This window comes from Frigoribacterium sp. PhB118 (assembly GCF_003751725.1).
Lineage (GTDB): Bacteria > Actinomycetota > Actinomycetes > Actinomycetales > Microbacteriaceae > Frigoribacterium.
The window spans coordinates 467,493-477,737 of the sequence record NZ_RKID01000003.1 but is presented as its reverse complement, the minus strand read 5'-3'; the positions used below and the strand labels follow the sequence as shown (position 1 = coordinate 477,737).

The 10,245-nt window shown below is 65.2% G+C and carries 10 protein-coding genes; 7 read left to right on the top strand and 3 right to left on the bottom strand.

The annotated features are described in order from the left end of the window. The 4 genes from EDF21_RS11785 to EDF21_RS16530 all read left to right on the top strand — a co-directional run. On the top strand, positions 1-1,950 hold a 1,950-nt coding region (locus EDF21_RS11785; protein WP_304984899.1), incomplete at its 5' end, for an RHS repeat-associated core domain-containing protein. Positions 1,951-1,952: 2 nt separating this feature from the next. Continuing rightward, entirely contained in the window at positions 1,953-2,192 is a 240-nt protein-coding gene (locus EDF21_RS11780) for a hypothetical protein (RefSeq protein WP_123571462.1), read from the top strand. Between the two features lie 215 nt (positions 2,193-2,407). Continuing rightward, entirely contained in the window at positions 2,408-2,971 is a 564-nt protein-coding gene (locus tag EDF21_RS11775) for a recombinase family protein (RefSeq protein WP_123571461.1), read from the top strand. A 325-nt stretch (positions 2,972-3,296) separates the two neighbouring features. After that, positions 3,297-4,583: a hypothetical protein gene (locus EDF21_RS16530; RefSeq protein WP_148053701.1), complete on the top strand. Its 1,287-nt coding sequence runs from the start codon at positions 3,297-3,299 to the stop codon at positions 4,581-4,583. 71 nt (positions 4,584-4,654) lie between these two features. Here EDF21_RS16530 and EDF21_RS11770 read toward each other — a convergent pair whose 3' ends face one another. Further along, positions 4,655-5,557: a phosphotransferase gene (locus tag EDF21_RS11770; protein WP_158612915.1), complete on the bottom strand. Its 903-nt coding sequence runs from the start codon at positions 5,555-5,557 to the stop codon at positions 4,655-4,657. Positions 5,558-5,777: 220 nt separating this feature from the next. On the opposite strand from EDF21_RS11770, the gene EDF21_RS11765 reads away from it, so the two are divergent. The 3 genes from EDF21_RS11765 (at position 5,778) to EDF21_RS11755 (ending at position 9,057) form a co-directional block, all read left to right on the top strand. Next, complete coding sequence (locus EDF21_RS11765; protein ID WP_158612914.1) at positions 5,778-7,799, top strand: serine hydrolase; 2,022 nt, start codon at positions 5,778-5,780, stop codon at positions 7,797-7,799. 164 nt (positions 7,800-7,963) lie between these two features. Continuing rightward, positions 7,964-8,461 carry a helix-turn-helix transcriptional regulator gene (locus EDF21_RS11760; RefSeq protein ID WP_123571458.1) on the top strand — a complete coding sequence of 166 codons (498 nt, stop codon included), beginning with the start codon at positions 7,964-7,966 and terminating at the stop codon, positions 8,459-8,461. A gap of 164 nt (positions 8,462-8,625) precedes the next feature. Continuing rightward, entirely contained in the window at positions 8,626-9,057 is a 432-nt protein-coding gene (locus EDF21_RS11755) for a VOC family protein (RefSeq protein ID WP_123571457.1), read from the top strand. 292 nt (positions 9,058-9,349) lie between these two features. On the opposite strand, the gene EDF21_RS11745 is transcribed toward EDF21_RS11755, so the two are convergent. Beyond that, positions 9,350-9,796 carry a hypothetical protein gene (locus tag EDF21_RS11745; RefSeq protein ID WP_123571455.1) on the bottom strand — a complete coding sequence of 149 codons (447 nt, stop codon included), beginning with the start codon at positions 9,794-9,796 and terminating at the stop codon, positions 9,350-9,352. A gap of 72 nt (positions 9,797-9,868) precedes the next feature. Continuing rightward, positions 9,869-10,219, bottom strand: coding sequence for a hypothetical protein (locus tag EDF21_RS11740; protein WP_199736349.1), 351 nt, complete (start codon positions 10,217-10,219; stop codon positions 9,869-9,871). Positions 10,220-10,245: the final 26 nt, after the last annotated feature.

Below are 10,245 nucleotides of genomic sequence, written 5' to 3'. Positions count from 1 at the left end.
GGGAACCAGAGCCTGAAGACGTTCAACGGTGCAGGCAACCAGCTCACCAACTCCGACGCCTCGGGCGCCCAGGCGGCCTTGACGTACAACACCGACGGCACGGTTGCCACGGCGACCGCGCCGGGTAACGGCACGAACAAGACCGTCTACAGCTACAACGCCAACAAGCAGCTCTCCGGCATGACCCCCGTCACCGGCACGAGCCTCGGCGCGAAGGCATACACGTACGACGCCTACGGGCGGAAGGCGTCGGAGACCGATGGTCGTGGGAACACGATGCGGTTCGGCTACGACAAGCTCGACCGTCAGGTTCAGGCCGTCAGTGCCAACGACGCGTCCCTGGTGGACATGAAGACCTTCGACAAGGCCGGCCGTGTCCTGACCAGCAAGAGCGCCACGGGCACGATCACGAACACCTACGACCAGCTCGGCCGTCAGCTCTCCACGGGCAACACTGCCGGTGGTGGCACGGTCAGCTACACCTACGACAAGGCCGGCAACCAGCTCACCCAGGTCGACTCCTTCGGCACGTACACGAACACGTACGACGCCTCGAACGTGCTCACCAAGACCACGTACCCCAAGGGTGGCGCGACGCAGGCCATCGAGTACGAGACCGACGCCAACGGGCGCCGGATCAACACCTGGTTGCAGTCCAGCGGCAACCACACCACGTGGGCCGGCAAGCAGACCACCGGGTACGACACCTCCGGTCGCGTTTCGAGCCTGAAGGCGTGGACCGGGTCCGGTGACAGCAGCAACACCGCCGTCTACGACACGACCTACTGCTACAACACCACCAGTGCCGCCCCCACCTGCGGCACCACCCCGGCGAACGACCGTTCCAAGCTGCAGTGGTCGCGGGATAACCTCACCGGGCAGGTCACGACCTACAGCTACGACACCCAGGGCCGCGTGACGCAGGTTGCGCAGTCCGGTGGGACGGGCGCGAACACGTACGCCTACACCTACGACGCCCGAGGCAACCGCCTCACCGCTGTCGTGACCGGTGCCACCCCGTCGTCGCAGACCCTGACCTACAACGCGGCGAACCAGATCACCACCGCCGGGTACACCTACGACGGGACCGGCAACCTGACCGCGTCCCCGACGACGACGTTTACCTACAACGCCGCCCAGCAGATGACCGGGGCTGTCGAGAACGGGATCACCAGCAGCTACACCTACGCCGGTGTCGACCAGAAAGCCGTGCTGTCGCAGTCGGTCTCGAGCGGCATCGACTACACCGCCACCTACGGCAAGACGGACCAGAACGGCAACCCGACGATCGTCAAGTACACCGGCGGCACATCCGGCGCCCACGTGTACTCCGACCCGATCACCGGGCAAGCCCTGATGCTCACGACCTCCTCGGACATCTCCGCCCTGTACGTGTGGGACGGTCTGGGGAACCCGGTGGGTCTCTTGACGGACTTCTCCACCAACTCCTTCTCCTACGCCTACGACCCCTACGGCACCCGAGCCCTCACCGCAGGCGGCACCGGCAGCGGTGCAGGCCAAAACCCATACTCGTTCAAAGCCGGCATCCAAGACCGCGGCACCGGACTCGTGAAGTTCGGGCTCCGCTGGTACGAACCCACCACCGGCACCTGGACCCAACAAGACACCCTCGACGCACCCCTGAATCCGAACGACGCTAATCGCTATGGCTTTGCAGGCGGGGACCCGATCAATGCATACGACCCCACGGGCCGAAACACGTTCACCGACTACGCAGGCGGCTGCGCCGTCGGTGCAGCAACAAACACAGGCATTGGTTTGGGTCTTGGGGCAATCACTGGAGGAACGGGCCTGGCTGTAAGCCTCGGTGTTGGGTGCGTTTCGGGCGCAATCGGTGTAGCCATTGACAAGTACACCCCGTATGGACCCGGCGTTGGATACATTGGCTTCCTGCGAACCTTGAACACGATCGGTAAGGCCATCAGGTAGACATGAACGTCCTAGAAGACATCAAGATGTGGGGGATGCTCCCTCGCGAGGTGGCGTACATCTGCTCCGGAATCGCACTGCTCCTCACCGGTCTCGTAACCGTCGCCGCGTTGATGCTCAATTTCCCTTGGATGCTCATCGCATCTGCAATGGGTTTGGGTGCTGTTGCTCTGCTTCTAAAACTGTCGCTCCATCTGAAGCAGGTCGCCTACGCACAATATGAGGAAAGTCAGCAGGACTGACTCTCGGCCTAAGTAGAGGGCCCCGGCTTAAAGCTGGGGCCCTCTTTCTTCGTTTCGAAACGCCTAATGGGCGCCCGTTTGACGGTCGTTCATCGGGACACCTTCAAGGGCCCGTTTCGGTCCGCCCGAGTCAAGTGGCGTCTGGCCTGCGAATTCGCGTATACCTGTCCCGCAAAAATGCCCGGTGACGGGGGTTTAAACGCTACAGTCGTGCAATGCTCATCGGATACGCGCGCGTGTCGACCTCTGGACAGGATCTCGCAGCACAACGTGATGGTCTTGCAGCGCTCGGTGTTGACGATCAGCACGTGCATGTTGACCACGGCTTGTCGGGCACGACTCGAGCACGGCCGGGCCTCCGCGAGGCTCTCGCTGCGTGCCGTGCCGGCGACGTCCTGGTCGTCACCAAACTTGATCGCCTCGCCCGCTCACTGCGTGACGCGACCGATATCGCGGACGAGCTGACGAAGAAGGGCGTTGCCCTCAACCTCGGGGGAGCGGTCTACGACCCCACCGACCCCGTCGGCCGGCTCCTGTTCAACGTCCTTGGGATGGTGGCCGAGTTCGAGGCCGACCTCATCCGTGCCCGCACCCGGGAGGGCATGGCGATCGCGAAGGCCGCCGGCAAGCTGCGGGGCCGCAAGCCCAAGCTCACCGCCTCGCAGGAGAAGCACCTCGTGCAGCTGCACCGCACAGGGGAGCACACGACCAGCGAGATCGCGGAGCTATTCGGTGTGGCTCGCTCGACGGTGTACCGGGCGATTCATCGCTCGATCTGAGGGCGGAGTGCGACCTCACGCTAAGTCAACGACGCTGAGCGTCTCGAATCGTGAATGAGCTTGGCTCAGTGACGTTCTGGCAGGAACATAAGCTGTGGTCTTTCATTCTGACGCCGATTTGTCTCACCTGGTCAGCTCTCCAGTGAGTGCTCGATTGCCAGCCTGGCTCTTCGGAGGCAATTTGACTGGGCTCGAGCGTTTCGCGGGCTGGGACATGCAGTCGCAAGGCGAGAAGCACCTCATCCGCAACTGTGAAGCTAGGGACGGGAGCGTTCCAAACCTGATTCGAGTCGTCCGAGTCGGCTCTCCATTGGACGCCTCAAACGTGGACGCTTTTGGTCGTCTCAGGACCCAGCTGGAAAAGCACGATGAGCACGTCGTTCCAGGATCCTGGCAGAGGGCACTTCAGCTGCACGAGCGATTTCAGGAACGATTTGGTACGGAGCTAGTCAGCTTGGCCGGTGGCTTCAAAGCTCTTTTCATCGGTGCAGAAAAGGCGGCTCATTTACCGCAACTGACGTCGGATGCCCTCGTTTCGCTAACTGGCCCAGATGGCATTTTGCCCGACGCATCGACTCACCTCATCTGGACTAACCAGACTTTGGGTAACCGCTACGGACTTGTGAGGGTGCTGCTGAACTCACTTCCTGAAGGGGCGGCCCCGGCGGATGCGGACGATCTCTCGGCATCCTCGCGAGATCTTCTGAATGACGTGGTTATTGGGCTGAGTTCGTATCTCGAGCCGCTGGTGACGAGCCTTTCTCCGCGCGTATGGGGAACGACTGCGACGAGAGCGGGGGGTGTTCTCGTCATTCTGTTTGGTCGCTCGCTCGCCGGTCGGCGTGAGTTGAGCGCTGACATATTGTCGATGTCTGCTCGGACACACCCGTCTCCTAATCTGCCGCAAGAGGACATAGACCCACTGGTGTTCCGTGACGCTCTGAAGTGGTGGGTGAGCCGGCTCGATCTAGCTTTTTCGCACCTCACGGAGCCGTCTAACTATGAAGTCGACGGTGAATTCAGTGCTCCGGCGGCTCTCGAACGCCTCATGACTTTCGAGCAAGTGTGTCGAAGTGTGCAGGTGATTGCATCCAACGAAGATTCGCATGCGCGGCGCCTCGCCCTGTTTCACGTCCTTGATTCCATGGAGGGCCTGAACCCGAAGCTGACCCGGGATGCCGCAACCAACCTCACGAAGGCGAGTGCTGTTCTAGCCAGCCTTAGAGCCTCTATGCCGCCCAGCATTCAGCCGGTGCTCCTTCCGCGAGCTGAAAGCGCAGTCGAGGCACTGAGGCAGGTGCAGGACGGCTTTTTTGTGAAGTCGCGTCTTCGAGACGGCGAGATATTGATGCCCGATTCTCATGGTGTAGAGACTTGGACGCCGCTCGCCACGGCGGCAAGGGGGTGGCTGAAGGTGCTCCGGAACAGCCAGCACGGCTTCGAGAGAGGGCTGACCGATCAGGAACGCGCTTTGCTTGCTTTGCACAATGGCCACGAGCCAGCGCATTTGCCCAATCTCGCTTGGCTCGCCCTATTGAACGTGCTGACGCACCCCGAGCTTCTGCGGCGTCTACCGCGAACTGCTCGAGGTCAGCGTCGCCAAGGGAGATAGACGGGAAGGGGGTGGGTGAACTTGCCGCTCGCTGGGCTGTGCCCGGTAGACGATCGCGCTGCAGGCGCGTCTCAAGCCCAGCGGCGCCTCAACCATAGGAGAGCTGCATCGGCTTCCTGCCGCTGAAAGTCCCTTAGGTTCGGCATGTCCTCGGGTGCCGGTACCTGGAGTTGCTCGACCCATGAGCCAGCAAGTCCAGCAAGGACCGCATCGACGGCCTCTGCCGGCACACCTCGGAGAGAAGGGTGATCGAGATGCTTTTCGACGTCTGCGTCCCCGTCGTTGACCAGGACATCGAGGAGGTATGTGACCGAGTCGAACCAGGATGCTCCGACACTGGCCCAGGGCCAGTCGACCAGCCACACCCGTGACTTCTCGTCGATGAGGAGGTTGTCGGCACGGCAGTCCAGGTGCACGAGGTGATCTCCCTCGGCTGCCCTGGGAAGTTGTGCGGCGACGTGGCGGAGCCGGTCGATGTGCGCACCGACCCAAGGATCGAGTTCGTTCACTGCTCCCGACGTGGTCAAACGGTTCCAGCTCGCAGCGTCCGATGTCAGCTCGTCCGAGAGTCGGGGCAACTGCGAGGGCGTCTCGATGCGGGGCAGCGTTCCGAGCGCATCGAGGACGAGCGTGGTGTCGTCCACCCCTGGCTGGCGGCCGTCGATGTCCTCGTAAGCCACGACGATCCAGTCGTCTTGCTCGAGGGTCGCGACAAGGCGGGGTGCGGACACCGACGTGGGAAGGTCCCGGACGATTGCTGCTTCCCGCCGATGCAGCTCGTAGGTGCCGACGTTGCGGGCACGTTCGACGGACTTTGCGAAGACACGGCGGCCGTCGGCAAGGACTAGGCGATCAGCACTCCCGGAGGAGAAGCCGCCGGTTTGACTGACGGCCTCCGTGACCTCGGCGCCGAGTGCATCCTCGACGGCGCGCCGCAAGGTGTGCGGTGCTTCTGCCCATGTCGTCCTGGCCATGATCATTCCTTTCCGCGGCAGCCCCACCCTTACACGGACGTGACCGCCCAATAGGGGATCGTCCCGTGGGACGCCCTGAACCTCTCGACTCTTCCCGTTGCGGCCCTGTGTCTTAGCAAGGCCAGCCAGCGATCAAGTATCTGAGGCTTTGTCGCGGACCGATATGGTCGTCGAGGTGCGACGCCCGGTCCGCCCTCGCTCGCGCCCCAGGAGAACGCCCGTGACGAACGCCCGCCTCAGGACCGCAGGAGGCGTGGTCTCGACGCTGCTGGCCTGCCTGCTCGTGGCCTCCTGCGCCACCGCGCCTCGCGCCTCCGTCGTTCCGGGCCTCGGGGGAGGCGCCTCCGAGCTGACGACCGCCGAGGCGGATGCATGGCTCGACGGGTTCGTTCCGGCCGCCCTGGAGAGGGAGGGCATCGTCGGCGCGACCGTCTCGATCGTCGCCGACGGCGAGGTCGTCACCGAACGGGGCTGGGGCTGGTCCGACCTCGGTGAGGAGCGGGCGGACCGACGTCCCGTCGATCCCGACCGGACGCTCTTCCGGATCGGGTCGATCTCGAAGGTCATCACGGCGACCGTCGTCATGTCGCTCGTCGAGGAGGGCGTGCTCGATCTCGACGAGCCCGTCCAGGACCGCCTCGACGTCACGCTGCCCCGCGCGTTCGACCGTCCGGTGACCCTGCGCCACCTGCTGAGCCATACCGCTGGCTTCGAGGACGAGCTGGCTGGCGTCATCGCAGGACCGGGGCAGGGCCCGACGACGCTGCGGGACGCCGTGTCCGTCGAGCCGCCCGAGCAGATCTACGAGCCCGGCACGACGCCTGCCTACTCGAACTGGTCGAACGGAGTCGCGGCGTACGTCGCAGAACAGGCCACGGGGCGTCCGTGGTCCGATCTCGTGCAGGAGCGGGTCTTCGACCCGGCCGGCATGACGACCGCGACGCTCGACCAGACCCTGACCGCCGACGACGCGGCCCTGGTCTCGGGGGGCTGGGATGCAGCCGGGGCAGCAGCTGTGCCCTTCGAGATCGTCTCGCCGGCACCGGCCGGTGCGATCTCGGCGACGGCGTCGGACATGAGCGCCTTCATGCTCGCCCAGCTCGGACACGCGGACGGGATGCTGAAGCCCGAGACCCTGACGGAGATGCACGCCCCCGCGCTCGGGCGTGACGACCTGGGCGGCCTCGCCGCCGGGCCTCGCATGACGCTCGGCCTCTTCGAGGAGGACCGGAACGGACGCCGCGTCCTCGGCCACGGCGGCGACCTCACGGCCTTCCACGCCCAGATGGACCTCTGGCCCGACGACGGCGCGGGCATCTACGTCTCCCTCAACAGCACGGGCGCTCGGGGCGACGCCACGACTGCCGTACGGGACGCCCTGGTGGACGGCTTCGCCGACCGGTGGTTCCCCTCCGACGCTGCGGAGGCGACGGCCGTGACGGCCACGGCGACCGCCGGCGACCATGCGGACGCCCTGGTGGGCAGCTACCAGGTGTCCAGACGTGCGGAGTCGACCTTCGTCCGACTCTTCTACGCCATGTCACCTGTCGACATCTCCCGAGGTACCGGCGACGCCGTCCTGATCTCAGCCCTCACGGACACGTCTGGGGCGCCGGTCGAGCTGGTGGAGGTCGAGCCGTGGGTCTGGCAGGAGATCGACGGAGACCGCAGGGTCGCCGTCGACCAGGTCGATGGTGCCGTCCAGGCCATCGGGCTCAACCCCGCCTTCACGCTCCAGCTGATGCCGGCGACGCGGCAGGTATTGCCCCTCGTCCTCGTCGTGTCCCTGGCCGTGCTGGTGCTCGCCTTGGTGGGCACCATCGTCAGGGCCGTCCGCCGGGTCTGGTCCGGGAGGCGCGTGACGGGGTCCGTCGAGTCGCGTGCAGAGACCATCGGTCGAGTTGGGGTCGCCGTCGCCCTGCTGGCACTCGTGGTCGCCGGCGTGCTCTGGGCCACGGTCGCGTCCGCTCTCCTCAGCGACGCCGGACCGCCTGCTGCGTTCGTGTTGCGGACGGCGCAGGTCCTCACGGCCGTCACCGTGGCCGGGGTGCTGCCTGCGGTGGTCGTGCTCGTTGGTCGGGTGAAGCGCGCGCCTGCTGAGCGGGCTGCTGGGGGCGGGGCGCCCCCGCGCTTCCGGAAGGTCGTCGCCGTCGCCGGTCGGGCGTTGCTGGTCCTCGCGTTTGCGGGGCTCGGGTACGTCGCTGTGACCGGTGGCATGCTGCTCCCCGACATCTCCTACTGAGGGGCGGCCGAACCGACCGCCGCAGGCCCGGGGATCGCTGCATGTCCCTGCGCCGCGGACCGGAGTGAGCTGCAGCGTGTTCGTGGCCCCGCCGTGAGCTCTGTCGTAGAGGTGTCGGGTCCGTGTCGTGGACCTCTGGGTGGGTCGTTCTTAGTGTGAGGTGCATGAACGAGACACGGATCAGCGAACTGCGGACCCAGATGGGCTGGACCCAGGAACGCTTGGCAGACGAGAGCGGCGTCACCGTCCGCACCGTCCAGAGGCTCGAGGCCGGCAACGACGGGAGTCTCGACACTCTCTCGCGGGTGGCGACGGCGTTCGGTGTGCCGGTCCGCGATCTCTTCGTCGCCGTTTCCGAGGACGACTACGGCCGCTCAGTCACCGCCCTCGACGAGCGGACCACGCGCCAGCAGGAACGGCGGGGCCGTGTCGAGGAAGGCTTCCGGGCGCTGTACTACGGGGTGGGCGTGCTCGTCACGATCGCCGTGGTCGTCGCAGTCGCCACCGACGTCGTGCCGAACGTCGCGGTCTTCTCGATCCCGGGCTACTGGGTCGCCGGGTGGCTGCTGTCGGTGTTCTTGTTCCTCGTTGTCCTCAGCCCCCGCCTGGACCGCGCCTACCCTCTGTCGCGTGCCGGCACGGACGAGGCGACGAGCAGGTAGCACGGCGTCTCAGTAGGGGATCGTTCACCGAGATCAGTTTTGGTCTGACCTATCGAGACAGCCGGCGCCCCGTAGCTGCGGGGGAGTGGCTAGCCTCCGCCGTTGATCGGTGACCGATCCGCTTCCGGGACTGCCCGCAGGGTGATGGCTGCGACGATGGTCTGATGACTGCGACTCTCGAACCCGCGCTCGTTCCCGAGTTGCTCGTGGCCGACCTGGATCAGAGCATCGAGTTCTGGTGCAACTTGTGTGGCTTTGACATCGCCTACTCGCGCCCTGAGGAACGCTTCGCGTACATCACGCTCGGTTCCGCGCACCTGATGCTCGAACAAGCAGGTGTGGGTCGCAACTGGATCACGGGGTCTCTTGAGAGACCGCTCGGTCGCGGGGTGAATCTCCAGATCACGGTGCCGGACGCCGAGGCGCTGGCGCAGGTCCTTGGACGGGCTGGCGTTGAGCTCTTCGTGCAACCCGAGTCGAAGTGGTACGGCGTCGGCGAGGAAGAGGCCGGCGTGCATCAATTCCTCGTCCAGGACCCTGACGGATACCTCGCGCGGTTCCAATCGTCACTGTGGCGCCGAGCAACCGCCCGGTAGGCGATCGGCTTGCACTCTTGTCCGGAGCACCATCGACGTGGCGAGGGTGGGAAGCTATCTCCATGCAGCAGCGGCGCGGCGCAACGATCCTGATCTTCATCGGACTCATCGTGGGTGCGGTCTTGACCGGAGTGGGCATTGCTGGTCTTGTCGCGGCAGTGCCCGGCGCTGCGTGGCTCGTCGTGATCGGGACTCCGGTGGTTGTCGTAGCTCTTCACCGTTTCTACTTGATACGGCGCAGGAACGGGCCTCCTGGCGCCCGGTAGAGGATCGGTCACAGGGCCTAGTTTCTCTACTCGGCCGCCAGGGTGATCGGCAGCTCGGCTACCGCCCCTTCTTCGGTGGTGGATGTCACGGCGAGAATTCCATCTCCGGCGGGGATGTCGTCGGGAAGTGGAAATGTGCCAGCGGCAGTGAAGCGCGGGCCGGCCGCACTTTGGATCGTCCCGAGATGGCGGGACTCGACACTCTCCATCGGGGTGATCGTGACGTCGATGTCCTCGGCGGGCCGGTTCGTTCCGCCGGTGTCTTCGCATCTCGCGGTCATCCAGTCCACGCTGAGCTGGATCTCGCCGCCAGGTCTCAGGTCTGAGTTGCCGAGGACGATCGTCTTGACGGCGCAGGAGCCTGCGGCGGTGCCTCCCGGCACGGGTGCGCAGCCAGTGACGATGACGAGCAGCAGTGTCATCCCGCCCACGGATCGCAGCACGCTCGCCGTGCGGCCCTTCTTATCGCGCATGTCCGCAGCTAAACACGGCCGAGGTGCCGCCCGAAAGGGGATCGCATACCGGACTCATTGCTGTGCCCGTGATTACCGTCTCACGGTCACGACGAAAGTTCGGCCCTGGTCTTGAATGGTCTCGCCACTCCAGGGCGCTTCGAGGTGTCCATCGTCGTCTTCGTCCAGGCCACGGAGCGCCCGACCGCTGGGGACGCGGAGGACGGGCCGAGTCAATCCATCCTCGGCCACGGAGATGATGTCGACGACGCGCCCGCGGACTCTGGTCTCGATTCGGGAGGCGTGGTAGCTCGCGAACACGTGCACGCGACCGTCGGGGTCTTGCCAGCGTGTGCACGTCAGGTCGACCCATTCGTCGCGCTCGATGGCATCGCCGCAGCACAAGTGCTCCGAGACCTCGACTTCGACCGTCATGTTCACCATCTGCCCCCTCCTGCTCTCTCTCGTCT

What these genes read in the sequence shown, in the direction of transcription:
- EDF21_RS11780 (WP_123571462.1), top strand. Translation starts at nt 1,953, where the DNA reads ATGAACGTCCTAGAAGACATCAAGATGTGGGGGATGCTCCCTCGCGAG.
- EDF21_RS11775 (WP_123571461.1), top strand. Translation starts at nt 2,408, where the DNA reads ATGCTCATCGGATACGCGCGCGTGTCGACCTCTGGACAGGATCTCGCA.
- EDF21_RS11770 (WP_158612915.1), bottom strand. Translation starts at nt 5,557, where the DNA reads ATGGCCAGGACGACATGGGCAGAAGCACCGCACACCTTGCGGCGCGCC.
- EDF21_RS11760 (WP_123571458.1), top strand. Translation starts at nt 7,964, where the DNA reads ATGAACGAGACACGGATCAGCGAACTGCGGACCCAGATGGGCTGGACC.
- EDF21_RS11755 (WP_123571457.1), top strand. Translation starts at nt 8,626, where the DNA reads ATGACTGCGACTCTCGAACCCGCGCTCGTTCCCGAGTTGCTCGTGGCC.
- EDF21_RS11745 (WP_123571455.1), bottom strand. Translation starts at nt 9,796, where the DNA reads ATGCGCGATAAGAAGGGCCGCACGGCGAGCGTGCTGCGATCCGTGGGC.
- EDF21_RS11740 (WP_199736349.1), bottom strand. Translation starts at nt 10,219, where the DNA reads ATGGTGAACATGACGGTCGAAGTCGAGGTCTCGGAGCACTTGTGCTGC.